The sequence below is a fragment of the Flavobacterium sp. genome (assembly GCF_027483985.1).
In the GTDB taxonomy this organism is placed as follows: domain Bacteria; phylum Bacteroidota; class Bacteroidia; order Flavobacteriales; family Flavobacteriaceae; genus Flavobacterium.
This window is the reverse complement of record NZ_JAIXTJ010000048.1, coordinates 1-25,620: the sequence shown is the minus strand read 5'-3', so window position 1 is coordinate 25,620 and position 25,620 is coordinate 1. Positions and strand designations below refer to the sequence as shown.

Genomic DNA, 25,620 nt, shown 5'->3' with positions numbered 1-25,620 from the left:
AAATTTTTAATAAGAACAAATATAGTTTTTTTGGTTAATTTTTTATCCATTTAGCAATAATGGATTTGAGATTTTCTTTAATTATGGGTTTTGATGCATAATCATCCATACCAGCATCTAAACATTTTTCTCGTTCTCCCATAACCGTGCCAGCCGTTAGTGCAATGATCGGAATATGTTTTCCCACTTTTGTTTTCCTAATTTCTTTAGTTGCTTCATAGCCATTTTTTATTGGCATTTGAACATCCATCAAAATCAAATCGGGTTTCAAAATAGCAAATTTATCTACAGCTTCTTGACCATTTTCTGCTTCATAAATAGTGCCATAAGGAATAATTTGTCTTATTAATGTTTTGGCCAAAAGCATATTTATTTTATTGTCTTCAACCAGCAAAATTTTGAAATTTTCGTGACCATAATCTACAGTTACCTTTTCTGCGGTAGGATTGATTCGATCTTCAGGGACAATTTCCTCTGATTCATTTGAGGTTTCAAGTGTTAAATCAAAATAGAATTCACTTCCTTTTCCGTAATCACTTTTGAGTTGCAATTTGCTGCCCATTAGCGATAGTAATTGATTGGATATTGTTAATCCTAAGCCAGTTCCTCCAAATTTTCTGGTTGTTGATGTATCACCTTGAGAAAACGAATCAAATATCTTTTGTTGGTAATCTTTTTTGATTCCGAGTCCGGTATCTTTTACTGAAAATCTTAAATTGGAACTTTTGTCGTTATTAGTATTTATCAAATTTATTGAAAGTGAAATGGTTCCTTTTTCAGTAAATTTTACGGCGTTACTTAATAAATTTATTAAAATTTGTTTTAGTCTAATACTATCAATCCAAATGTATTTCGGAATTTCATTTTGAATGATTAAACTCAAATCTAATTTTTTTAAATTAGAATCATATTTAATCAATTCTATTACTTGATTAAGAATTTCAGACAAGTCGTATTGTTTGATTTCTAATTCTAATTTACCTGATTCGATTTTGGAGAAGTCTAGAATATCATTAATAATTTCCATCAATGAATTTGCCGATTGATTGATGGTGTTCATATACTTTTGCTGGATAGTTTCTAATTTAGTATTCTTAAGTAAATCAGTAAATCCAATGATTCCATTTAAAGGTGTTCTAATTTCGTGACTCATATTGGCTAAAAATTCCGATTTAGCTTTGTTGGCTGCTTCGGCAAGTTCTTTAGCTTTTATAGCATTTTCGTTTTCTTTTTGCTTAGTAATATCAATTAAAATTCCTTCAATATAATTGATTTTATCGTCTTTGTAGATAGCATCACCAAACTCTTCAACCCATTTAATAGTGCCATCTTTAGTAAAAATTCTAAAGATATTATGGATTTTTTTCTTTTCTGAAATGGCAAGTTCTACGTCTCGCTCTACTTTAAGTTTATCTTCTGGATGGATTAAATCGATGAAGTAAACTTTATTTTCAAGAAATTCTAATTTAGAATAGCCTGTTAGATTTTCAATTTCATCGTTTAAATAAATATCCGACCATTTCTCATCATAATTTGACAGAAAAACAGTACCCGGAATATTATCGGTTAATAATCTAAATCGTTCTTCGTTTTCTAAAATGATGGTTTCATTTATAGAACGTTCAATTGCTGAGGAAATGTTATTAGCTAAAGTTCTTAAAATATTTATCTCATCTTCATTCCAAACACGTTCTTTATGGCAATCATCAAACCCAATAAAACCATAAAACTCATCTTTAACAAAAACGGGTAGTCGTAGAAGTGAAATAATTTTCCTTCTTTCAAGACTTTGTTTGGCTGGAGAGTTTTCTAAATCTTTTACTAAAAAGTTATACTCTTTGTTAGTAATTAATATACCAAGTAAATCTTTAAAATTTTCATAAGAGAAGTTTTGTAGTTCTGAATTATTAATTTGATTTTCAACAGCATCTTCCGCCCATTCGTGCACAAGTCTAATGCAATTAGCTTTTGGATCACTTACAAAAAAATGAACTCTGTCAACTTTAGCAGCTTTACCGATATGGAAAAGAATTTCATCAAATATGTTTTCAAGATTCTTTTCACTTAAAAGTTTGTTAGTGATTTTGGTTATTGCAGTTAGCAATTCACTTTTATATTCTAATTTTCTCTCTGCTTCAATTCGCGAGTTGGTTTCCATTGCAATGGAAATAAAATCGCAAATGCTTCTTGAAAAATTGATGTCTTCAATATCCCAATTCTTAACTTTAGTAGTTGATTCGAAGCATAAAATTCCAATAAGTTTTCCGTTAGAATAAACTGGTGAATCTAACATTGAAAAAATATTATTTTGAGGAAAATAATCTGACCAAAATTCTTTTAAGTCTTCATTTTCAAATACGTTAGATGCGATTATTTGATTCTCTTTCTCAATAGCATCAAAATAAATAGGGTGTCCTTTTTTGTATAATACAACACCATTGGCATAAGTGTCTTTGTTATATAAATATTGTTTAGTACAAACAATATGGTCTTGATGATAATTCCAAAAACTTACCCTGCTAATATCTACCTTCTGGGCTACAATTTTTAATAAATAATTTAAAAAATCATCAAAATTGTCTTGACCAGAAAAACTTTTTATGGTTAGTTGTTTGATTACATCATTGTATCTTCTAATTTTATTTTCTCTTCTAGTAGATTCTATTTCAATGTTTTTGATGAGTGTTATGTCTCTTGCGATAACCGTAAATCCGGTAACCATACCTAAGTCATTTCTTTTAACAGACACATTTTGTGACAACCAAATGGTCTTATTTTCTTTAGTGATAATTGGAAAAATTAGCGTTGGAAAGCTATTGGATTTTTTTAATGGTCGGTTATAGAACTCTACTACTTTTTCCTTATAATCTTTTCGAATAAAATCAGTATAGTAGTGATTGTACATCTCTTTAAGAGTATAACCTAGTATTATTTCTGAATGTTTGTTTATAAAAGTATAGTTGCCATTAATATCGGTTTCATAAATGATATCGTTGGCACTTTCAATTAAATTTCGGTGTTGATTTTGAATGTTTACTTGCTCTGTGACATCTTGTCCGATTCCAATAATCAAGTTATCATTGAATTTTTTGTCCTTCCACTGAATGTATTTGTATTCTCCATTTTTTGACTTTAATCTCCTAACATAAAGTCGGTTATCAATGTAATTATCGTGATAGGTTTCACCAATAAAATCGTTGTCTTCGGTCAATTCCCAAAACTTCATTCCTAAAACCTCTTCGGGTGTATATCCTAAAAAATCTTTTATTTGATCACTACAATAAGAAAGTTCCCCTTTTTTATTGGTTGCTATTGTAAGTGAATTTCCTTTATTGACAATTTCGTTTGTAAATAGAAATTTATTTTTGGTATTAACCAAAGCAATATGTCTAGCTAGGTGAATTCCAGTTGTAGAAAAAAAGGAACAAAATAGAATAAGTATTAAATCATTTGACAAATAATTTTGATTGTATAGGCTTATAGTAAAAAGAAGGACAATAATCGAAAAAATTAAATATTGAACTAGAGTTTTAAAAGCATTATAAGATAGAAAATAACATATCAATAACTCAACATAAGATATGAATTCAAAGGGTTTAAAAAGTAGATTATAAAAGGTGTAGCAAAAATAAGTTAGATAAAGCGTTATGCATATATAAATAATGTAATGGTAATTTATTTTGGATTTTATACTAAGGAAATAAATGAAAATTAGTACTATACCAAAGAGCAAATTAGGAACAAACAACGAAGTAATTCTCACGTTATAAATTTCATATAAAAATTCAACCAAAGGGAGAATTATTCCTAAAAATAATAAGTTGTTTTGATATTGCTCTAACTTAGGTTCAAATTCAGAAAAATCGTTATCAAAATTAATTTGAACTTTTGATGTTATTTTTAAATAATGGTAACTAAAATACAATAACAAAAAAGTGATTGTTGCAATTAACCAAAGATTAGTATTAAACAAAGTGTTGATTAATAAAAAATCAACTTCTAGCTTGTTTACTAACATTAGAGCATAATTTAATTTTAAGTTCGAGATGAAAAAAAATAAATCTTTTGGAACAAACATCTAAGTATTAATTATTTTGCAAAGCAATATACAAATTAAATGCAGTGATTTAACAAAAAATCACATCCAGTTTAATAATTTTTTAAGAAATGTAAGTTTTGTACCATAAGGTGCGTACCTCAAAGGGATGTCAAGCCACAACGACTTGTTTACGATAGCTTTTTTGTGAGAAAAGGAATCAAAACTTAGTTTTCCGTGATAAGCGCCGATACCACTAGAACCAACACCTCCAAATGGCATTCGATTGTTAGAAAAATGCACTATAGTATCATTTATACAGCCACCACCGAAAGAGTATTTTTTAACAATAGCTTTTGCCCATTGTTTTCTCGTTGAAAAAACATAAAGTGATAACGGTTTTTCATAGTTAGAAATAATAGTTTCAATCTGATTTTCAGTTTGATAACTAATTATCGGTAAAATAGGTCCGAAGATTTCATCTTTCATTACCAAACTCTCTAGTTTAGACTCATCAAGAAGTGTAGGAGCAATGTAAGTATCCTTTTTATTGGTAATTCCACCACAAAGAATGGTTTCATTTTCGAGAAATTTTGATAAACGATCGAAATTCTTTTCATTAACAATTCGCGGAAAATCAGGAGAAAGTTCAGGATTTTCGCCGAACGCTGCGGTTATTTCTAGTTTTAATGCTTCAACAATTTTCGCTTTAACATTAGTATGGACTAATAAATAATCAGGTGCAATGCAAGTTTGACCAGCGTTCAGAAATTTACCCCAAACGATTCGTTTTGCAGTGATTTTAACATCACAATGTTCATCAATAATACACGGATTTTTTCCGCCAAGTTCTAATGTGACAGGTGTCATAAATGCTGCTGCAGCTTTGGCAACAATTTTTCCAACAGGTACGCTTCCGGTAAAGAAAATATAATCCCAACGTTGTGCTAATAATTGTTCTGAAACTTCAACGCCGCCTTCAATGACTTCAACATGATTAGTGTCAAATACTTCAGCAACGATTTTACTAATTATCGTTGAAGTATTTGTAGTTAATTCCGATGGTTTTAAAACGACTTGATTACCGGCAGCAACCGCTGCAATCAACGGACAAAGTGCCAATTGATAAGGATAATTCCAAGGCGAAATAATTAAAACTTTGCCATAAGGTTCGCTCAAAATATAATCTGAAGAAGGAAAATTAACTATCGATGGAAGTACCGATTTAGGTTTTGCCCACTTATAAATATTTTTTATAGTATTTTTTAAATCTGATCGAACGTAGCTAGTTTCGGTGATTACAGCTTCAAATTCTGATTTTTTAAAATCATTATATAACGCATCAACAATGTCTTTTTCGTATTTTACTAAAACACTTAAAAGCGTCGTTAGCTTCTTTTTTCTATAACTTATATCGGTTTTGTATTGCATAATTTATAAGAATGACCATCTAAAACCAACATAAGCATCGGCTTGTTTGCTATCATTTATTGCTGCCGTGATGATTGAACCTGAACCAAGGTAGAAGCCACCAACTCTAAAACCGATTCCACCATTAAAGCCTGAAACTTCGTTGCTTGACCAAGGTGAATAAACTTCGAAAAATCCTAAATTTAATCTTGGTGTGATAGTAAAACTATTTTGTGCTGTAATCTGGTCGTTATTATTATCTTCATTAACTTTTTGTTGGATGTATCCTGAAACAAATAATTTTGAAACTATTTTTAAGTCTACATAAGCGGTAAATAAGGTTGGTAATTTTACTTTAAAATCTTTTCGTTCAGGTTGTTTAGTCAAATAACCTTGATTGATTAGGATGTTTTCAATTTGTTGAAGACTGTCAACGTTTTCAAACTGATTTAAATTCAAACCTTGCGGATTTGCAGTAGTTGGCTGAATGTTTAAAGTGTAATTAGTATTGTAATTGTTATCATCACTAAACGTCATTGAACCAATATTTCTCAATGCTAAACCTGCATTTAACTTATATTTATTCTGATTTCTTTTCGGATTAGTTTCTGCAATATCTTTCCATTGAAAGTTTACGCCAATATCACCAGAAAAACCATTCAATCCACCAAATACCGATTGGGAATAATCCTCAAAATTCGAAAAACTGTTAGCCAAACTTCCTGAATAAGCAATATTTAAATTGGCGGTTGTATTGTTTAAATATACTTGAGTACCGAGATTGTTAATTGTTCCTGAAAACTTGTCTAAACCAAGATTAGAATACGAACCTGGAAACAATAATTTGAATGTTGCACCAGCATTAAATTTGTATTTTTCAGTATCTACTAAATTTTTAGCAAGTGTAAATCCAACTTCACCCCAAGTGGTTCCTGTAAGTCTTTGATTATAATTATTGTTTATCGTTGAAGAACCTAGCAAACTATTTAATCCTGAGTTAACAAGTGCATCTCCTAATTTAGTATCAATATCAACAGCATCTAGTTTGCCATTAACTTTTGAAGTTATTGCTAAAGCCCAACTTTTATATTTAATGGCTAAACCTGGTCCATATACTTCGGCATCAATTCTTAAATTCACTGGTTCGTTACCGTTGAACAATAAGGTCTCGATGTCTTTATCAGAAGTTAAATCGCTGAATCCAATTTTGTTGTTGGAAGCGTTGATACTAAATCCAACACCATTAATTTCAAATTTGTTAGACATATTTACCAATTCAGCAGGATTGATTGCTGTGCTTAATATTCCAACTCTGCTAGAATTTGTTAAACCAGCAAAATGATCTTGCGCATAAGAAGCGCTTGCGACTAAGGTAAGTGTGAATAAAATTAATTTTTTCATAGAAATAGGATTGTAAATTTGGGTTTTACTATTATAAACGTTTAAATAGGATTTGAATTGTGAAGTAAAGTTACATTATTTAAATGGAATTCCAAATCACATCCGATGGAGTTGGTGCAATAATTGTAATTTCTTCTTTTGAAACTGGATGAATAAAAGCTAATTTTCGAGCATGTAAATGAATGCCTCCATCAGGATTACTGCGATCAAAACCATATTTCAAATCGCCTTTTATCGGACAACCAATGGCTTGTAATTGCGCACGAATTTGATGATGTCTTCCAGTATGAAGGTTGATTTCTAAAGCAAAATAGTTATTTAATGTTTTAATGATTTTATAATCTAAAGAGGCTTTTTTGCTTTCAGGAACTTCTTTTAAATGTGCTTTAGAAGTATTGTTTTTTTCGTTTCTTTTCAGAAAATGAATCAGATTATCCTCGCTTTTTGCAGGTTTATTTTTAACTACTGCCCAATAGGTTTTGTTAGTTTCACGTTCGCTAAACATTTTATTCAAACGTTCTAACGCTTTACTTGTTTTGGCAAACACCACAATTCCAGTTGTAGGTCTGTCCAATCGATGTACAACACCAAGAAAAACTTCACCAGGTTTGTTGTATTTTTCTTTAATATATTCTTTAACTATTTCAGAAAGCGGTTTGTCACCAGTTTTATCACCTTGCACAATATCGCCAACACGTTTGTTAACCACAATAATATGATTGTCTTCGTGAAGAACTTGAAGGTTATTTTTTGTAGATACTATTTTTTCTGCCAAAATGAATATTTACTATTTACTGATTACTATTTACTAATCACTATTTACTAATCACTAATTACTAATCACTAATCACTATTTACTAATCACTAATCACTAATCACTAATCACTAATCACTAATTACTAATCACTAATTACTAGTATTGTTCATTAGCATTTGGAAAATCTTGACTTTTTACATCAGCAACATAATTCCCGATTGCTTTGGTCATTTGATCGTATAAATCTAAATAACGACGCAAGAATCTCGGACTGAATTCATTGTTCATTCCTAACATATCGTGAATTACTAAAACTTGACCGTCAACGCCGCCACCAGCGCCAATTCCGATTACGGGAATCGATATACTTTTGGCTACTTTTTCAGCTAAATGTGCAGGAATTTTTTCTAGAACTAGAGCAAAGCATCCTAATTTTTCTAGTAATTTGGCATCTTCCATTAATTTTTCGGCTTCAGCATCTTCTTTTGCACGAACGGTGTACGTTCCAAATTTATAGATGGATTGTGGTGTCAAACCTAAATGTCCCATAACAGGAATTCCGGCGTTTAAAATTTTCTTGATAGAATCTTTAATTTCACTTCCACCTTCCAATTTAACTGCGTGTCCACCAGATTCTTTCATTATTCTAATTGACGAACGCAAGGCTTCTTTAGGATCAGATTGGTAACTTCCAAAGGGCAAATCGACCACAACTAAGGCTCGGTCAATTGCTCTAACTACACCTGATGCGTGATAAATCATTTGATCTAAAGTAATTGGCAAAGTCGTTTCGTGTCCAGCCATAACATTACTTGCTGAATCTCCAACCAAAATTACGTCAACACCAGCAGTATCAACAATTTTTGCCATGGTAAAATCATAAGCAGTTAACATTGAAATTTTTTCGCCATTGGCTTTCATTTCAATTAATGATTTGGTTGTAATTCGTTTGTAATCTTTTTTAGCTACTGACATTAATTTTAGATTTTAAATTTCAAATATTAGATTTAAAGCTGTAAAAGTAATAAAATCGATTAGTTTTGTAATAAATACAACCAAAAATATACTAATATTGATGTAATTATAAATTTGTTCTAAAATGAAAAAAACAATATTTCTCTTAATAATGATTTTTGCTAGTTCTATTCAAGCACAAAATCAAGAAATTCAGAAGGTTATTGAAACTTTTTTTGAAGGTTTTCACGCTAAAGATACCATTAAAATGAAGTCAGTTTGCTCTGATAAAATAATTTTACAATCCATAATGGAAAATGCTAATAGTGCTAAATTATTAGATGAATCGGCTAAAGAGTTCTATAAATCGATAGCTTCTATTCCGGCTACTATTAAAATTAAAGAAAAGATATTGGGTTATTCCATTCAAGTTGACGGAACGATGGCGCACGCTTGGACACCTTATGAATTTTACTTAAACGATAAATTTAGTCACTCAGGTGTCAATGCTTTTACTCTTTTTAAAGAAAATGGTACTTGGAAAATTATTTATGTAATTGACACTAGACGAAAGTAAATAATGTAATTTTGCGCAAATAAATCGTTATCTTTTGAAAAATATCCTAATCATAGATGATGAAGAAAAACTTCGCGGACTTCTTGCCAGAATTATAAAATCAGAAGGTTTTGACGTTATTGAAGCATCCGATTTAAAATCAGGTTTCAAAAAAATGGAACAGAATGATGTTGATGTGGTGCTTTGTGATGTTAAACTTCCTGATGGCAACGGTGTAGATTTTCTTCAAAAAATAAAAGCTAGTTTTCCTCTTACAGAAGTAGTTTTACTAACCGCTTATGGCACTATTTCTGATGGTGTACAAGCTATGAAAAATGGTGCTTTTGATTACATTGTGAAAGGCGATGATAACGATAAAATCATTCCGTTACTCTATAAAGCTTTTGAAAAAGTTCAATTGCAAAAGAAAGTCAAACAGCTCGAAAAAAGAATTTCAGAAAAATATTCATTTGATACCATCATAGGAAAATCAAAAGCAATTGAGCAAGTAATTGATTTGGCTAAAAAAGTAGCTAAAACTAATTCAACGGTTTTGTTATCAGGTGAAACAGGAACAGGAAAAGAAGTTTTTGCGCAAGCCATTCACGAAAACAGTTCCAATGCAAGTAGATCTTTTGTAGCTTTAAATTGTAGTACCTTTAGCAAAGAAATATTAGAAAGCGAGCTATTCGGGCACAAACAAGGTGCTTTTACCGGAGCTGTAAAAGACAAAAAAGGATTTATTGAGGAAGCCAATGGCGGAACGTTATTTTTAGATGAAATTGGAGAAATGCCTATAGAATTACAGGCAAAACTGCTTCGTGTTTTAGAGACTAATGAGTTTATTCCAGTAGGTGATACCACTCCAAGAAAATCAAATTTCAGATTGATAGCAGCAACAAATAGAGATTTGAAAGTTGAGAGCGATCAACATCGATTTCGTTCTGATTTGTATTTTCGACTAAATATTTTTGAAATCAATATTCCGCCTTTAAGGGCACGAGTAAAAGATATTTCACCTTTGGTACATTTTTTTGTTGAGCAATTTTCTACTTCGATTAATAAAAAAACATTGCAAATTGAAGATAATTTCCTTCATAAATTAGAAAGCTATCACTATCCCGGAAATATAAGAGAACTTAAAAATATTATTGAAAGAGCTGTTATTTTAGCTACCAATGATGTGTTAACTCTTGATGTGTTGCCTTATGAAATACTACATCAAAGCGATAATCATAACAAATCAATGTCAGCATTTTCAATGAATAGTGTTGAAAAACTGCACATTCAAAAGGTATTAAATTATTCAAAAGGAAATAAGGCAGAAACGGCCAGACTTCTACAAATTGGAATTGCTACTTTATATAGGAAATTAGACGAATATAACATTCAATAAGCAATCCTATCATTTTAATAAAAGCCTATCATTTTGATAGGTTTTTTTATGATTTTGTTTTTCATAAAAATATTTAACTAATTGTTTTGCAGACACTTATTTATTTTGTTTTATTAATGGAACACATTTTGGCATAGGCGATGAAGAATTAAAATATTCATCATTATGAAAAATAAAACAAAAACGATTTACCAGCAAGCAGAACGCTTTTCAGAAATCACAAAAAAAACCATCATTTCAGGAAACATTTCTAGAGCAAAGAAACTTTTAACCATTGCCGAAAATCTTTTAATTAACGGAAGCAAGGATACAAAAGAAGTGATTTCGACAGTGTACCTATATTCGGTTTCTTCTTTTATGGAATTTAGAAATTGCAGTATTGCCAATCTTTTTCCAGCTACTTTAAGAGCAGAATACATCAAACAAATTAATGCAACTTCAGTATAATTTGAAACTAATAAATTAACTCTATGACAAGCACTATTCTTTTACTCGCATTAGGAATTTCCCTTTTTGCTATTTGTTTTAAATCGGTCGAATTTTTTGAAAAAATCTAAATTATGATAGCACTTTTTACCGTCGCTTTGGCCGTATTTGGTTATCTGGTTTATGTATTAATTAAACCAGAAAAATTTTAAATTTTTAATACCAATTTAATTATGAACACAGAAATTCTTGGAGTCGTAACTGTTTTTCTTCTTACTATTGTTTTAGCTATTCCATTCGGAAAGTATATAGCGAAAGTTTATAGAGGAGACAAAACCATATTAGATTCCATTTTTAATCCCATTGAACGCTTTATTTTTAAAATAAGTGGTATAAATGACAAAAAAGAAATGAATTGGAAACAACACCTAAAAGCACTCTTGAGTGTCAATATGGTTTGGTTTATCCTTTGCTTTTTTATACTAATCTTTCAAGGAAATTTACCATTAAATCCTGATGGAAATCCATCAATGAGTCCTGATTTAGCTTTTAATACAGCCATTTCATTTGTAGTCAACTGCAATTTACAACATTATTCAGGTGAATCCGGATTATCTTATTTAGGACAGATGTTTTTAATGTTTTTACAGTTCGTTTCTGCAGGTGTCGGAATGGCAGCAGCAGCAATGGTTTTCAATGCTATGAAAGAAAGAACAACAGAGCATTTAGGCAACTTCTATAATTATTTTATTAAAAGTTGTACTCGTATTTTATTGCCATTATCAGCATTTGTTGCTGTACTATTAATTTTCAATGGTACACCAATGACTTTTGAAGGTAAAGATCATATCACAACGTTACAAGGCGATACTGTTGAAGTTTCTCGCGGTCCAGCAGCTGCATTTATCGGAATCAAACATATTGGTACTAACGGTGGTGGTTTCTTCGGAGCTAATTCAGCACATCCATTAGAAAACCCAACTTATTTTACTAATGCTATCGAACTTTGGGCACAATTAATTATTCCTTTTGCAATGATTTTTGCCTTGGGATTTTATCTTAAAAAACGTAAATTTTCTTATGTAGTTTTTGGTGTGATGACGATCGGATTTTTACTCTTGGTTATTCCAACAATTGGCTCTGAATTAAATGGAAATCCTGCTATTGCAAAAATGGGAATTATGCAAACGACAGGTGCAATGGAAGGTAAAGAAGTTCGATTTGGTCCAGTTATTTCAGGATTTTGGAGTATTGCAACAACGGTAATATCAACAGGTTCTGTTAATAGTATGCACGACAGTTCGATGCCAATGTCAGGAGCAATGCAATTATTGTCGATGATGATAAATGCTTTTTATGGTGGTTGCGGTGTTGGATGGTTAAATTTCTACATCTTCATCATTCTTGCAGTTTTCATATCGGGATTAATGGTAGGCAGAACGCCAGAATTTTTAGGCAAGAAAATCGAAGCACGTGAAGTAAAAATCGCGGCCTTCATTGCCATTTTGCATCCTTTATTAATTTTAGCGGGAACAGCTTTAGCTTCTTATTGTGCGGCCAATGATACAGCAATGGGATATTGGTTCAACGGCAATGCAACAGGATGGTTGAACAATCCAGCTAATCACGGTTTTTCTGAAATGTTATATGAATTTACCTCAAGTGCTGCTAATAATGGTTCAGGATTTGAAGGTTTGGGAGATAACAATCCGTTTTGGAATATTACTACGGGAATTGTATTGCTATTGGGTAGATTTCTCCCAATTATTGGGCCACTTGCCATTGCAGGATTATTAGCTAATAAAAAATACATTCCAGAAAGTGCTGGAACATTAAAAACGGATACGACTATTTTCGGAATTATGGTTTTCGCTGTGATTGCAATCATTGCGGCACTATCTTTCTTTCCAGCATTAGCTTTAGGTCCATTAGCAGAATATTTTACATTGAAATAAATAATGCTTGTATAATGTATTGCCGCATGTAATAAAATGATTACCCAAATCACAATTTACATTTTACAATATACAATTTACAAAAAAATAAAAAAATGACTAAAAATAAATCCAATTCATTATTTGAAAGTAAGCAAGTAAAAGAAGCTTTAGTGCAATCTTTTGTAAAGCTTAACCCTAAAGTAATGTTCAAAAACCCAGTAATGTTTACTGTAGAAATTGGAACTGCCATTATGTTTATTGTGTGTATTGCCATCTTAATGGGAGCACAAAACCAAGGTAGTTTCGTTTATAATTTCATTGTGTTTTTAATATTATTCTTTACACTTTTATTTGCCAATTTTGCAGAAGCAATAGCAGAAGCACGTGGAAAAGCACAAGCCGATAGCTTGAGAAAAACAAGAGAAGAAACACCTGCTAAAAAAGTTATAGTACTTGGAAAAGTTAATCCAAGTGAAATTGAATTGATCTCTTCTTCACAACTAAAAAAAGGTGATTTGTTCTTTTGTGAAGCAGGCGACGTTATTCCAACCGATGGTGAAATTATTGAAGGTTTAGCAACTATCGATGAAAGTGCAATTACAGGAGAAAGTGCTCCAGTAATTCGTGAAGCAGGTGGCGATAAAAGTTCGGTAACAGGTGGAACAAAAGTATTAAGCGATAGAATTACTGTAAAAGTAACCACCGAACCAGGAGAAAGTTTTCTAGATAAAATGATTGCTTTAGTAGAAGGTGCAAGTCGTCAAAAAACACCAAATGAAATTGCATTAACTATTTTGTTAGCGGCTTTTACTCTGATATTTGTAATCGTATGTGTTACTTTAAAACCCTTTGCAGATTATGCTAATGCACCAATCACGATTGCAGCTTTTATTTCTCTTTTTGTGTGCTTAATCCCAACAACTATTGGTGGTTTATTGTCAGCTATTGGTATTGCTGGAATGGATAGAGCATTACGTGCCAACGTAATCACTAAATCAGGTAAAGCGGTTGAAACAGCAGGCGATATTGATGTTTTGCTATTAGATAAAACAGGTACAATCACTATCGGAAATAGAAAAGCCACAAGTTTTTATCCTACCAATGGTGTTTCTCAGGAAGAATTTATTCAGTCGGCAGTATTGAGTTCTCTGGCAGATGATACTCCAGAAGGAAAAAGTATTGTGGAATTAGCAGGTAATGAAGAAGCTCAAAAACTTTCTATTGAAGGAGCAACTTTAATAAAATTCACTGCAGAAACGAGAACTTCAGGTGTAGTTTTAAAAGATGGAACCAATATTAGAAAAGGTGCTCAAGATGCTGCCAAAAACATTTCAGAACAAGCAGGATATAAATTTCCAGAAGATACAGCTAAACAAGTTATTGAAATTTCTTCTAATGGAGGAACACCTTTAGTAGTAATGAAAAACAGTCAAGTACAAGGTGTTATTGAATTACAAGACATCATCAAAACCGGAATGAAAGAACGTTTTGATCGTTTACGGAAAATGGGAGTTAAAACCGTGATGGTTACAGGTGATAATCCGTTAACAGCCAAATTCATTGCCGAAAAAGCAGGTGTAGATGATTTTATTGCAGAAGCAAAACCTGAAGATAAAATGAACTACATCAAAAACGAACAGCAGTTAGGCAAACTAGTTGCTATGATGGGTGACGGAACCAATGATGCTCCTGCACTTGCTCAAGCCGACGTTGGTGTAGCGATGAATAGTGGAACTCAAGCGGCAAAAGAAGCTGGAAATATGGTAGATTTAGATAATGATCCAACCAAATTAATTGAAATTGTAGAAATTGGAAAACAACTATTAATGACCAGAGGTACGTTAACAACTTTCTCAATTGCTAATGATGTAGCCAAATATTTTGCTATCGTACCAGCTCTATTTATTGCTTCAATTCCTGCATTGCAAGGATTAAACATTATGCAATTGCACAGTCCAGAAAGCGCCATTTTATCGGCTGTTATTTTCAATGCAATCATTATTCCAATATTAATTCCGTTAGCTTTACGTGGTGTGGATTATAAACCAATTGGTGCAAGCGCGATTCTAAAAAGGAATCTTTTAATTTATGGTTTAGGAGGATTAATTGTACCATTTATAGGAATAAAATTAATTGATTTAGTAATAGCAATGTTCTTTTAAAAGTATATAAAAATGAAAAATATAACATCAATAATAAAGTTTACTGTATTAATAGTAATTTTGTTTGCAGTAATTTATCCTTTGGCTATGTTAGGAATTGCTCAATTCGCACCAAATAAGGGAAAAGGTGAAACTGTTATGGTAAATGGAAAGGTAATTGGTTATCAAAAAATAGGTCAAAAATTTGATAAAGCCATTTATTTTTGGGGAAGACCATCTGCGGTCGATTATAATGCAGCCGGAAGTGCAGGAAGCAACAAAGGAGCAAGTAATGCAGATTATTTAGCTCTAGTTCAAAAAAGAATAGATACTTTTTTAATTGTTCATCCGTACCTAAATAAATCTGATATACCTTCTGATATGGTTACAGCATCAGGAAGCGGATTGGATCCAAATATTTCGCCGCAAGCTGCTTTAATTCAAGTCAAAAGAGTAGCTGATGCAAGAAAATTACCAGAGCAAAAAGTTAAAGCTTTAGCAGAAAAAATGATTAAAAAACCAACAGTTATGGGAACCGAAACAGTTAATGTTTTAGAATTAAACATAGCTTTAGATAAATTGAAAATAAATAATTAAATGAAAAAAATAATAGTAATTGCTTTAGTAGCTTTCGGATTCACCGTAACTAACGCACAAGAAAAAGAAAAAAGTCCGTTTACCTTTTCAGGATATATTGATACCTATTTTAGTTATGATTTTGGAAATCCAGATGATCATACCAGACCAGGTTTTATCTATAGTTATAATAGACATAATGAAGCAACTTTAAATTTAGGATTGATAAAAGCCAATTATGCCAAAGACAACATTAGAGGAAATTTTGCAATAATGGCCGGAACTTATGCACAATATAACTTAGCAGCCGAACAAGATTTAATGAAAAATATTTATGAAGCTAATGTTGGTGTAAAAGTTTCTAAAACCGCTAATCTTTGGGTTGATTTAGGAATTATGCCTTCACATATTGGTTTTGAAAGTGCCATTGGAAAAGATTGTATAAACTTGACCAGAAGTATTTTAGCAGATAATTCACCCTATTATGAAGCTGGTGTAAAATTGGGATATACTTCTAAATCTGAAAAGTGGTATTTAGCGGCAATGTACTTAAATGGTTGGCAACGAATCCAAAAAATGGATGGAAATCAAACACCAGCTTTTGGAACTCAAGTCACATATAAACCTTCCGGGAATGTTACTTTAAATTGGAGTACTTATGTAGGAAATGAGCAACCGGATAATGATCGAAAATGGCGCTATTTTAATAATTTTTATGGACAATTTAAAGTTTCTGACAAAACCAATTTAGTAGCAGGTTTTGATATTGGTTCACAAGAAATTGGTGGTGATGAAAGTGGTTCTGATACTTGGTTTTCTCCTGTAATTATTGCACAATACAAACCAACTGCTAAAATACAATTGGCTGCTAGAGGTGAATTTTATCAAGATGAAAATGGAGTAATTATTGCAACAGGAACACCAAACGGTTTTAAAACATTCGGATATTCTGCCAATTTCGATTATTTGGTTTCAGATAATGTTATGTTTAGAATAGAAGCGCGTTCATTGAATAGTAAAGATCAAATCTTTTTGAAAAATGGAAATCCCACTGATAACAATACTTTTTTAACTACATCCTTAGCTATATCGTTTTAAAACTATTTTAATCGTTGTAATGAACTATTGTATATTGATTTTCAGATCAGTATACAATAGTTCCTTATAGAATACAAATCCGCAAATTATGGATGCTGAAAAAGAAAAAAACGTGAAGCATTTTCTAGATTTAATTCAAAAATCAAGAAAGGGAAAATTCAAAGTTTATATCGGAATGAGCGCCGGCGTTGGTAAAACGTATCGAATGCTTCAAGAAGCACATACACTTTTAAAAAAGGGTATTGATGTTAAAATTGGATATATAGAAACACACAATCGAAAAGAAACCCAAGAATTATTGGCTGGACTTCCTGTTGTTCCGCGTAGAACCATTTTCTATAAAGGAAAAGAATTAGAAGAAATGGACGTTCAAGCCATTATCAATCTTCGTCCTGAAATTGTGATTGTTGATGAATTGGCGCATACTAATATCGAGGGAAGCAAAAACGAAAAACGTTGGCAAGATGTAGTAGAAATTTTAGATGCAGGAATAAATGTAATTTCTGCAGTAAATATTCAACATATTGAAAGTTTGAACCAAAATGTAAAAGAAATTACCAAGGTTGATGTTCAAGAACGAGTTCCTGATAATATGCTGCGTTTAGCTGATGAGGTAGTTAACATTGACCTTACATCAGATGAATTAATTACTCGATTGAAAGAAGGAAAAATTTATACAGAAGATAAAATCCAATCAGCACTAAATAATTTTTTTAAATCGGAACAAATTCTGCAATTGCGTGAACTTGCATTAAAAGAAGTGGCAAGTCAAGTAGTTCGGAAAGTAGAAAATGAAATCCCTAAAAATACTGCTTTAAGGCATGAAAAGCTTTTAGCCTGCATAAGTAGTAACGATAAAACAGCAAAAATTGTGATTAGAAAGACGGCGCGTTTGGCAAGTTACTATAATAGCCAATGGTTTTTACTTTATGTAGAAACTCCAAAAGAAAGCAGTGATAAAATTGCATTAGACAAACAGCGACATTTGATAAATAATTTTAAATTAGCCACACAGTTAGGAGCAGAGGTAATCAAAGTTGAAAATCCAAAAATAACTGATGCCATTCTGGAAATCGTGGAGAAAAAAAATATTACAACGGTTTGCATCGGAAAACCACATTTTAACTTATTTAAAGTAATTCTGTCAACAACGATCTTTAATAAACTTCTAAATAACCTATCTTCATCTAATATTGACCTTGTAATTCTTTCCTAATGAAAATAAAAACCAAATTAAACCTAGGCGTTGGATTGTTATTTATTTTAATAATTGTACTTTCATTAGTAAGCGCTTTTTATATTTATTCGATTAAAAAAGATACTCAAAATATTCTAAAAGCCAATTACGAAACATTAGAATATTCCAGAAATATGCTTTCTTCATTAGATGAAATTTCAGTTGATGAATCCAAAGCCGTTTTATTATTTGAAACCAACCTGAAAAAGCAATTAGCAAACATAACAGAAGTTGGAGAAGATATTGCAACATTAAAACTTCAAAAGAAATTCGAAATTTTAGAGAGAAACCGAAATGATTTTAGTTTAAAAGCTCAAATTAGACACGACATCTTTGAGATTATGAAACTCAATATGAATGCCATTAAAATTAAAAGTGACATTGCCAAGAAAACAGCAGAAACCGCCAATCTATGGATTGGTATTGTTGGCGCTTTGTGCTTTTTAATTGCCTTCAATTTATTGGTAAATCTACCCAACAATATTGCCAATCCAATCAAAGAATTAACTGCTAGTATCAAAGAAATTGCCAATAGAAATTACTCAGAGCGCGTTCATTTTTACAATCATAATGAATATGGAGATTTAGCAAAATCATTTAATAGTATGGCAGAAAAATTGGAAGAGTATTCTAATAGCAATTTACACAAGTTGACTTTCGAAAAAAAGCGTTTAGAAACATTAATCAACAACATGCACGATCCAATTATTGGATTAGACAGTGAAGGAATACTACTTTTTGTAAATAATGAGGCATTAAAAATTATTGGTTTAAAACACGAAGAGGTGATTGGTCAATCCGTGACAACATTAGCATTGAAAAATGATTTATTAAAGTCATTGGTAATTAATGAATTAGAAAGTCCGAAATCAGATGCTATGAAGATTTTTGCCGATGGTAAAGAAAGTTATTTTGAAAAAGAAATTGTCAATATTACTATTACGCCAACAGGTGAAGACAAATCAATTGACATTGGTAATGTGATTATTTTGAGAAATATTACCATTTTCAAAGAATTAGATTTTGCAAAAACAAACTTTATTGCAACTGTTTCACACGAATTAAAGACGCCTATATCGTCAATAAAACTAAGTTTGCATTTGTTAGAAAAAGCGGAAACAGGAACGATAAATGAAGATCAAAAACAATTGATTGAAAGCATAAAAGAAGATAGTCAAAGATTACTAAAAATCACTGGCGAACTTCTTGATATTTCTCAATTAGAAACAGGAAACATTCATTTAAATATTGAAAAAAGTAATCCTTATCAAATAATTAATTACGCAACTAATGCCGTAAAAATTCAAGCAGAACAAAAACAAATAGAAGTAATAATTGAGGCAGAAAATGATTTGCCAGAAGTAAAAGCTGATAGCGAAAAAACAGGTTGGGTTTTAATTAATTTCCTTACTAATGCCATAAATTATTCGTCAAATAATAGTCAAATAATAGTAAAACTGAAACAAGAAAAAAATTTAGTACTTTTTCAAGTTATCGATAAAGGCAAAGGAATTGACAAACGATACCAATCTAAAGTTTTTGATAAATATTTTCAAATTCCAGGAAGTAATAAATCAGGCACAGGATTAGGTTTAGCAATTAGCAAAGAATTTATCGAAGCTCAAAACGGCACAATTTCTGTTTCAAGTGAGCTAGGTTTGGGAAGCACTTTTAGCATCGGATTGAATTGTGTTTAGTTAAATAATTTATTAACGGTATTTGTTTAAGTTTTGAGTTTTAATTCTAAATTAGCGACTAAATTCACATTTGTAAATGAGTACCAAAATTCAAATCATCAAACGTTATTTTCGGTCTCTTTTTGATTTAAAAGGAACCCAAGAAGAAGAACTTGAAACCGACAGAGAAGTACGAGAAGGAGTTGTCTTTAAAGGAAAAAATCTGTGGCTTCTAGCTTTTGCTATCTTTATTTCGTGCATCGGATTAAACATAAATTCAAAAGCGGCTGTTATTGGTGCAATGATTATTTCACCTCTAATGGGACCAATTTTCGGAATTGGATTTTCTTTAGGTGTTTCGGATATTAAATTGTTGAAAGTTAGTATTCATAATGCTTTCAGAATTGTCTTCATAAGTTTAATCGTTGCCACGATTTACTATTTAATTACGCCATACGCAATTGCAACCGATGAATTATTGTCGTTCTCTAATCCCACAATATTTGATGTTTTACTAGCTTTTATAGGTGGAATGGCCGGATTTATAGCTATTTCTCGTCATAATGGTACGCAAGTATTAATTGGCGTTGCCGTCGCTACATCGTGCATTCCGCCATTGTGCACAGCCAGTTTTGGTTTGGCAACGTTACAATGGCAGTACTTTGTGGGCGGACTTTATACTTACTTTATCAATGCACTTTTTATCTGCGTGGGTTGTTATATTATGGTCAAGTATTTGAAGTTTAATCCACATTCTACTGAAAACGTAAAAAATGTAACTAGTTGGTTTGGGATTTTGATAGTGCTGGCAATAATTCCGGCGGTTTACCTTGCTTATAATTTTGCTATAACTAATTTATTTATATCCAAAGCTAACCAATTGGTAACAAATGAAATTGATTCTAAATACCACGTAGTTCAAACTAAAATTGATGATAAAACTAAATTGATTGAAGTCGATGTTATGGTTGAAAAATATGATAAAGCACTTCAAAAATCAATACAAAATCAACTTCCAAAATATGATTTGATTGGTGCAAAATTAAGAATATATCAAACCATTGAAGCAGGAACAAACAATGCTAAAGAATTCGATAAATTAACCTCAGAAATCGAGTTGTTGAAAGCTGAAATTAATGAAATAAAAAACAAATAAGTTTTTGTTTTCATTTGATTCATATTGCCTTTTTTAGAGTTTTATTACTAATCATATATATGTAACTATCAAAGGTTACGATGTAAAAGAGATGGAGTAAGTTCTACCTAAATTTGTCTTTAACAAATAGTTTATTAGGTTATGAGAAATTTAAAAAGTAGAAGTTTGGCAATGCTAACGTTGGTTGCATTCTTTGGTTTTTTCACTACTGCATGTAGTGACGATGACAACGAAGGTGAAACATTAGCTCCTTTAACAGGAAAGTGGAAGATTAATCAAGTAGGAACAATTGTGGCTGGAGTAGAAACTTTGACTGCTGCACCTCAAAATCAAGCGGGTTGCGAAAAAGATTTTATGCAGTTAAAATCAGACAATACTGTTGAAGAAGGTGATTATGATTCCACAATTGATCCTTGTGCTTTATTCACCGATTTAGGCATTTATTCAAGATCGAATAACAATTTGACTAAAGTGATTGATGGCGTAACAACTACTCAAGACATTGTAAATCTTACGTTAAGTGAGCTCAAGTTAAAAAATGCTAATGGTGATGTTGAAGTTTATATCAGATAGTTTTTTAACAAATTAAAATAGAATAGGAGTTGGTTTATCTTAAATCAGCTCCTTTTTTTTGCTCAATATGAAGCCAAAGTCACTAACAAGCCAAAGTCATAACAGTCTTTGAATGATGCAAAAACTAGAATACATTAAATTCAAGTTGCAGAAAAAACAACCTTAAAGAATTTGATAAAATAAATCCTAGAAGTAATTAATTATTTTTTATCAATTCCTCAATAGCCATCGGATTAAATGATTTCAACAAAACCGTTCCTTTTTTATCTAGGAAGAAAAAGTTTGGATTGGAGTAGGCATTAAAATCATTTTGATAAGCACGCGTAGAATCATTAGATTTCAAATTAAGCCAGTTTGAAATTTTTCTTTCCGCAATAAAGGTTTGCCATTTTGATTCATCAGGATCATTTAAAACAGCAATCAATTGCATTTTTTTAGTAGGGTATTTACTTTTCAAAGTTTCAAAAGTGCTATTTGCAAAAGGCATTGTTTGCTGGCAATGATGACAAGTTGGACTATAAAAAGCAACAAAAGTATAATCATAATTTGGGTAAATAGTTGATAAACTATATTCTTTAGCATCTTTATCAGCCAGTATAATTTCGGGTACTTTTTTAGTGTATGGAAACAATTTGTTGGTTTGATATTTGTTTCTGAACGTGGCAAGTTCGCCAGCACTAAATGATTTACATCGATTACTTTCGATATAATTTTTAAATAGATGATTGAAAGCCAAATCCAAATTTTTTGATTCAAAATAACTCAAATTGGCTAAAAACCATCTGGTGTAAACAGCATAATTTTTTGAATTACAATCCAGTTTTTTCAAGACTAAATCAATGTTTTTAATATAATTTTCATCGTTGATAACAGTCTGAATTGTGAAAACATACAGCAATTGATTGATATTTGGAAGTAAGTAAATTCGTTGATCATTTTTATCCATAAAGTTGAAGAACGTACTTTGCGATTTTATTCGTTCTTCAGCGATTTCTGGAATTTTTGCAACTAATTTATTTTCAATTTTAAAATATAAATTTAAAATCGAAGTTGGATACTTGGATAGTAACCTTTCACGAGCCAAAACTTTTTGAGTATTATCCAATGCTTTTGATGCTATTTGAAAGGCAATAAAATCTTTATTTAGAGCATTTTGATTACAAAGTATGGTTTCAATATTATTATTATCTATCGCTAAGGAAAGGGTGGAATTATTATCAATAGCCAACAACAGTTCATTTTTTTGAGAAGCAAATTTTAAAAAATAAATGGCATCAATAAGTCTTGATTTCTTTTTGAAAATTACTTTCTGTTCATTTGAAGTAATAGTTAAACTATCACTCACAACCATCTGATTAGTAGTTCCGTATTTTAAAAATAAAATTAATTTTTCTTTTTTTAGGTTCTTAGTAGTAATGGTTATAGTGTATCCATTAGCTTCTAATTTTGGTTTTTGTGAAAAACTATTTGTCGAAAATAGTAAAGCAAATAGTACTAAGATTTTTGTTATTTTCATATTATTTTACATTAACAATCAGCTACATTTACTGCTACAGCCAAACCACCTTCTGAGGTTTCTTTGTATTTTGAGTTCATATCTTGTGCTGTTTTCCACATTGTATTGACTACTTTATCTAACGGAACTTTGGCGTTTTTGGCATCGGTTTCCATAGCTAATTCAGCTGCATTGATGGCTTTAATGGCACCCATCGTATTTCTTTCTATACACGGAATTTGAACCAAACCACCAATTGGATCACACGTTAAACCAAGGTGATGTTCCATTGCAATTTCGGCCGCCATTTGTACTTGCTCCGGAGTTCCGCCCATAACTTCACATAAAGCTGCTGCTGCCATTGCACTTGAAACTCCTATTTCTGCCTGACAACCGCCCATTGCCGCTGAAATGGTAGAACCTTTTTTGAAAATACTTCCAATTTCTCCGGCAACCATCAAAAATTGCTTGATTTCTTTTTCGCCAGCATTGTGGTTTTCGATGACCAAATAATACATTAAAACTGCTGGAATTACACCAGCACTACCATTGGTTGGCGCGGTTACAACTCTTCCTAAAGCCGCATTTACTTCGTTTACAGATAGTGCAAAACACGAAACCCATTTCAAAATTTGACGGAATTTAACTTCGGTTTTTCGAATACATTCCAACCATTCTTGCGGATTATTGTAGTTGGACAAACCAATCAAACCTTGGTGCATATCAAAAGCTCTTCTGCGAACATTCAATCCGCCAGGAAGTATACCTTCGCTGTGGCAACCAATATACATACATTCTAACATCGTATTCCAAATGCGCATCAATTCGTTGTGAATAGTTTCTTCTGAACGCATTGACTTTTCGTTTTCATAAACTACTTCCGAAATAGATTTATTTAAGGAGTTGCAATAGTCCAGTAATTCTTGAGCATTTTGAACTGGATAAGGAAACGCACATTTTATTTCCTGTTTCTTTTTGGCATTAATTCGTTCTTCTTTTACAACAAATCCTCCACCAATAGAGTAGAAGGTAGTTTGATATTCTTTCTGATCTGATAAAAATGCGGTAAATGTCAATCCATTTGCGTGAAACGGAAGGAAATTTTTATTAAAAACAATGTCTTTTTCAGCATCAAAATCAATTAAAAGTTGATTTCCGAAATGGAGTTGATGTGTGGATTTAATCGATTTTATAATTTTGTCAATATTCTCAACCGGAATATATTCTGGATCTTGTCCGCTTAATCCTAGCATAACTGCCAAGTCGGTTGCGTGGCCAATTCCGGTTAATGATAGTGAACCATATAAATCTACTTTAACGCGAAGCACTTGTTCAAGCAATAGTTCTTGAGTAAGCTCTGCTAAAAAACGTTCGGCTGCGCGCCAAGGTCCAAGTGTGTGCGAACTTGATGGTCCAACACCAATTTTTAACATATCAAAAACCGAGATGCATTCTTCCATAAACTGTAATAATTAGTAAAGCAAATATAAGGTATAAAATGATAATTTGACAAAAATCGTAGAATTTGAACAGTAGTTTTTGATGGTTTGGTACTCAAACGTATTTTGAATTGAAGAAATCTAATTTAATAACATATCATTAGGAATTTCGTATGCACATTTTTAGTTCTTTTGCAAAAAAAAATCACGATGCCTTTCAACAAGTACTTCCTTTCTGCCTTATCTGCTTTTATTATTTGGGGATTTTTTAGTTTGGCTTTAAAACCATTACATAATTATGCATCGCTAGATATTTTGTTTTTCCGTGTTTTTATTGCAACTGCTTGTTTATTAGGACTTAATTTTATTTTCAGAAAATCGGTTGTAATTACTTCAATAGAAACGTTTAAAAATTTTTCAAACAAAAAGCGAAGAACTACTGTTATAATGACACTTTTAGGAGGATTTTTGTTAGTGTTTAATTGGTTTTTGTTTATCTACGCAGTTAATCATGTTAGTTTGCAATCAGCGTCATTTGCCTATATTATTTGTCCGATTGTAACCACGGTTTTGGCTTATTTTATTTTGAAAGAAAAGCTTAATTATTGGCAGTGGTTTGCTGTTTTATTATGCATAATCAGTTGCATTATATTATCTTATGGTAATTTAAAAGATTTAATTTATAGTGTAGTGATTGCCTTTTCTTTTGGTTTATATCTTATTTCCCAAAGAAGAAATAATGACTTTGATAAATTTTTAATCTTGACGATTCAAATGGTATTTGCATCCATTATCTTATTACCATTTTATCCTAGTTATGGTGGAGCGATTCCAACCGAACCTTTGTTTTATTCCTTGCTTTTGGTGATAGTAGTTTTATTTACAATTATTCCATTGTTTTTGAATTTATATGCATTAAAAGGATTGAATTCCTCAACTGTTGGGATATTGATGTACACCAATCCGTTGATTCATTTTTTTCTTGCAATTTATTACTTCAAAGAAACCGTTTCTGTTGCTCAGATTGTTTCTTACTCCTTGATTGCGTTGTCAATAGTGGTTTTTAATGTTAAACAAATTACGACTTTACGACAAAAAGTGTCGGTTTAATTCAATCTATAAATGTCAACTTGTCATAGATAATACTAGAAAACTGACAATTTTAATTCAATTCTTGGTTGGCACAATCCTTGTCATATAGCAATCAAGTTGAAAAACTAAATAAAAACATTAAATAAGAAAATTAAGAAAATGGGAAAAATTATTGGTATCGATTTAGGTACAACCAATTCTTGCGTGTCAGTTATGGAAGGTGGAGAACCAGTTGTAATTGCTAATGCAGAAGGAAAGAGAACT

General features: G+C 31.4%; 21 protein-coding genes. 14 read left to right on the top strand and 7 right to left on the bottom strand.

From position 1 onward, the window contains the following. Nucleotides 1-34: 34 nt before the first annotated feature. The 5 genes from Q0050_RS12160 to panB all read right to left on the bottom strand — a co-directional run bounded on the left by Q0050_RS12160 (nucleotide 35) and on the right by panB (nucleotide 8,579). Entirely contained in the window at nucleotides 35-3,457 is a 3,423-nt protein-coding gene (locus Q0050_RS12160; protein ID WP_298396124.1) for a PAS domain S-box protein, read from the bottom strand. 681 nt (nucleotides 3,458-4,138) lie between these two features. Beyond that, nucleotides 4,139-5,467, bottom strand: a complete 1,329-nt coding sequence (locus tag Q0050_RS12155) for an aldehyde dehydrogenase (protein ID WP_298396121.1) — start codon at nucleotides 5,465-5,467, stop codon at nucleotides 4,139-4,141. Nucleotides 5,468-5,470: 3 nt separating this feature from the next. Then, complete coding sequence (locus Q0050_RS12150; protein WP_298396118.1) at nucleotides 5,471-6,847, bottom strand: hypothetical protein; 1,377 nt, start codon at nucleotides 6,845-6,847, stop codon at nucleotides 5,471-5,473. 79 nt (nucleotides 6,848-6,926) lie between these two features. Continuing rightward, on the bottom strand, nucleotides 6,927-7,622 hold the full coding sequence (locus Q0050_RS12145; RefSeq protein ID WP_298396115.1) for an RluA family pseudouridine synthase: 696 nt from the start codon (nucleotides 7,620-7,622) through the stop codon (nucleotides 6,927-6,929). A 138-nt stretch (nucleotides 7,623-7,760) separates the two neighbouring features. Next, nucleotides 7,761-8,579 (bottom strand): 3-methyl-2-oxobutanoate hydroxymethyltransferase, encoded by an 819-nt coding sequence (gene panB, locus Q0050_RS12140; RefSeq protein WP_298396112.1) that lies wholly within the window; start codon nucleotides 8,577-8,579, stop codon nucleotides 7,761-7,763. 124 nt (nucleotides 8,580-8,703) lie between these two features. Between panB and Q0050_RS12135 the strand changes: the two genes are divergently transcribed. From Q0050_RS12135 to Q0050_RS12080, 12 genes are all read left to right on the top strand, one after another. Next, on the top strand, nucleotides 8,704-9,135 hold the full coding sequence (locus Q0050_RS12135; protein ID WP_298396110.1) for a nuclear transport factor 2 family protein: 432 nt from the start codon (nucleotides 8,704-8,706) through the stop codon (nucleotides 9,133-9,135). A 34-nt stretch (nucleotides 9,136-9,169) separates the two neighbouring features. Then, a complete protein-coding gene (locus Q0050_RS12130; protein WP_298396108.1) occupies nucleotides 9,170-10,510 on the top strand; it encodes a sigma-54 dependent transcriptional regulator in 1,341 nt (446 codons plus the stop codon). A gap of 165 nt (nucleotides 10,511-10,675) precedes the next feature. After that, complete coding sequence (locus Q0050_RS12125) at nucleotides 10,676-10,957, top strand: hypothetical protein (protein WP_298396106.1); 282 nt, start codon at nucleotides 10,676-10,678, stop codon at nucleotides 10,955-10,957. A 113-nt stretch (nucleotides 10,958-11,070) separates the two neighbouring features. Then, nucleotides 11,071-11,148 carry a K(+)-transporting ATPase subunit F gene (gene kdpF, locus Q0050_RS12120; RefSeq protein ID WP_298396204.1) on the top strand — a complete coding sequence of 26 codons (78 nt, stop codon included), beginning with the start codon at nucleotides 11,071-11,073 and terminating at the stop codon, nucleotides 11,146-11,148. A gap of 21 nt (nucleotides 11,149-11,169) precedes the next feature. Then, on the top strand, nucleotides 11,170-12,891 hold the full coding sequence (gene kdpA, locus Q0050_RS12115; RefSeq protein ID WP_298396103.1) for a potassium-transporting ATPase subunit KdpA: 1,722 nt from the start codon (nucleotides 11,170-11,172) through the stop codon (nucleotides 12,889-12,891). Nucleotides 12,892-12,986: 95 nt separating this feature from the next. Next, nucleotides 12,987-15,035 carry a potassium-transporting ATPase subunit KdpB gene (gene kdpB, locus Q0050_RS12110; RefSeq protein ID WP_298396100.1) on the top strand — a complete coding sequence of 683 codons (2,049 nt, stop codon included), beginning with the start codon at nucleotides 12,987-12,989 and terminating at the stop codon, nucleotides 15,033-15,035. Nucleotides 15,036-15,047: 12 nt separating this feature from the next. Continuing rightward, on the top strand, nucleotides 15,048-15,611 hold the full coding sequence (locus tag Q0050_RS12105; RefSeq protein ID WP_298396098.1) for a K(+)-transporting ATPase subunit C: 564 nt from the start codon (nucleotides 15,048-15,050) through the stop codon (nucleotides 15,609-15,611). Next, nucleotides 15,612-16,688: a porin gene (locus tag Q0050_RS12100; RefSeq protein ID WP_298396095.1), complete on the top strand. Its 1,077-nt coding sequence runs from the start codon at nucleotides 15,612-15,614 to the stop codon at nucleotides 16,686-16,688. 88 nt (nucleotides 16,689-16,776) lie between these two features. After that, a complete protein-coding gene (locus Q0050_RS12095) occupies nucleotides 16,777-17,904 on the top strand; it encodes a sensor protein KdpD (RefSeq protein ID WP_298396092.1) in 1,128 nt (375 codons plus the stop codon). Further along, complete coding sequence (locus tag Q0050_RS12090; protein ID WP_298396089.1) at nucleotides 17,904-19,622, top strand: ATP-binding protein; 1,719 nt, start codon at nucleotides 17,904-17,906, stop codon at nucleotides 19,620-19,622. The genes Q0050_RS12095 and Q0050_RS12090 overlap by 1 nt, the downstream gene beginning before the upstream one ends. 76 nt (nucleotides 19,623-19,698) lie before the next feature. Next, nucleotides 19,699-20,757, top strand: a complete 1,059-nt coding sequence (locus Q0050_RS12085; protein WP_298396086.1) for a DUF389 domain-containing protein — start codon at nucleotides 19,699-19,701, stop codon at nucleotides 20,755-20,757. Between the two features lie 141 nt (nucleotides 20,758-20,898). After that, entirely contained in the window at nucleotides 20,899-21,330 is a 432-nt protein-coding gene (locus Q0050_RS12080) for a lipocalin family protein (protein ID WP_298396083.1), read from the top strand. 196 nt (nucleotides 21,331-21,526) lie between these two features. Here Q0050_RS12080 and Q0050_RS12075 read toward each other — a convergent pair whose 3' ends face one another. Further along, nucleotides 21,527-22,846, bottom strand: a complete 1,320-nt coding sequence (locus Q0050_RS12075) for a thioredoxin-like domain-containing protein (RefSeq protein ID WP_298396081.1) — start codon at nucleotides 22,844-22,846, stop codon at nucleotides 21,527-21,529. 11 nt (nucleotides 22,847-22,857) lie between these two features. Then, nucleotides 22,858-24,285, bottom strand: a complete 1,428-nt coding sequence (locus tag Q0050_RS12070) for an L-serine ammonia-lyase (RefSeq protein ID WP_298396078.1) — start codon at nucleotides 24,283-24,285, stop codon at nucleotides 22,858-22,860. A 189-nt stretch (nucleotides 24,286-24,474) separates the two neighbouring features. Between Q0050_RS12070 and Q0050_RS12065 the strand changes: the two genes are divergently transcribed. Then, nucleotides 24,475-25,374: an EamA family transporter gene (locus tag Q0050_RS12065; protein ID WP_298396075.1), complete on the top strand. Its 900-nt coding sequence runs from the start codon at nucleotides 24,475-24,477 to the stop codon at nucleotides 25,372-25,374. 141 nt (nucleotides 25,375-25,515) lie between these two features. Further along, the coding region (locus Q0050_RS12060; RefSeq protein WP_298396200.1) for an Hsp70 family protein at nucleotides 25,516-25,620 on the top strand (105 nt) is incomplete at its 3' end.

Excerpts from the sequence above, each read along its gene's own strand:
- Q0050_RS12155 (WP_298396121.1), bottom strand. The coding sequence starts at position 5,467 with ATGCAATACAAAACCGATATAAGTTATAGAAAAAAGAAGCTAACGACG.
- Q0050_RS12150 (WP_298396118.1), bottom strand. The coding sequence starts at position 6,847 with ATGAAAAAATTAATTTTATTCACACTTACCTTAGTCGCAAGCGCTTCT.
- panB (WP_298396112.1), bottom strand. The coding sequence starts at position 8,579 with ATGTCAGTAGCTAAAAAAGATTACAAACGAATTACAACCAAATCATTA.
- Q0050_RS12135 (WP_298396110.1), top strand. The coding sequence starts at position 8,704 with ATGAAAAAAACAATATTTCTCTTAATAATGATTTTTGCTAGTTCTATT.
- Q0050_RS12125 (WP_298396106.1), top strand. The coding sequence starts at position 10,676 with ATGAAAAATAAAACAAAAACGATTTACCAGCAAGCAGAACGCTTTTCA.
- kdpF (WP_298396204.1), top strand. The coding sequence starts at position 11,071 with ATGATAGCACTTTTTACCGTCGCTTTGGCCGTATTTGGTTATCTGGTT.
- kdpA (WP_298396103.1), top strand. The coding sequence starts at position 11,170 with ATGAACACAGAAATTCTTGGAGTCGTAACTGTTTTTCTTCTTACTATT.
- kdpB (WP_298396100.1), top strand. The coding sequence starts at position 12,987 with ATGACTAAAAATAAATCCAATTCATTATTTGAAAGTAAGCAAGTAAAA.
- Q0050_RS12105 (WP_298396098.1), top strand. The coding sequence starts at position 15,048 with ATGAAAAATATAACATCAATAATAAAGTTTACTGTATTAATAGTAATT.
- Q0050_RS12100 (WP_298396095.1), top strand. The coding sequence starts at position 15,612 with ATGAAAAAAATAATAGTAATTGCTTTAGTAGCTTTCGGATTCACCGTA.
- Q0050_RS12095 (WP_298396092.1), top strand. The coding sequence starts at position 16,777 with ATGGATGCTGAAAAAGAAAAAAACGTGAAGCATTTTCTAGATTTAATT.
- Q0050_RS12090 (WP_298396089.1), top strand. The coding sequence starts at position 17,904 with ATGAAAATAAAAACCAAATTAAACCTAGGCGTTGGATTGTTATTTATT.
- Q0050_RS12085 (WP_298396086.1), top strand. The coding sequence starts at position 19,699 with ATGAGTACCAAAATTCAAATCATCAAACGTTATTTTCGGTCTCTTTTT.
- Q0050_RS12080 (WP_298396083.1), top strand. The coding sequence starts at position 20,899 with ATGAGAAATTTAAAAAGTAGAAGTTTGGCAATGCTAACGTTGGTTGCA.
- Q0050_RS12075 (WP_298396081.1), bottom strand. The coding sequence starts at position 22,846 with ATGAAAATAACAAAAATCTTAGTACTATTTGCTTTACTATTTTCGACA.
- Q0050_RS12070 (WP_298396078.1), bottom strand. The coding sequence starts at position 24,285 with ATGGAAGAATGCATCTCGGTTTTTGATATGTTAAAAATTGGTGTTGGA.
- Q0050_RS12065 (WP_298396075.1), top strand. The coding sequence starts at position 24,475 with ATGCCTTTCAACAAGTACTTCCTTTCTGCCTTATCTGCTTTTATTATT.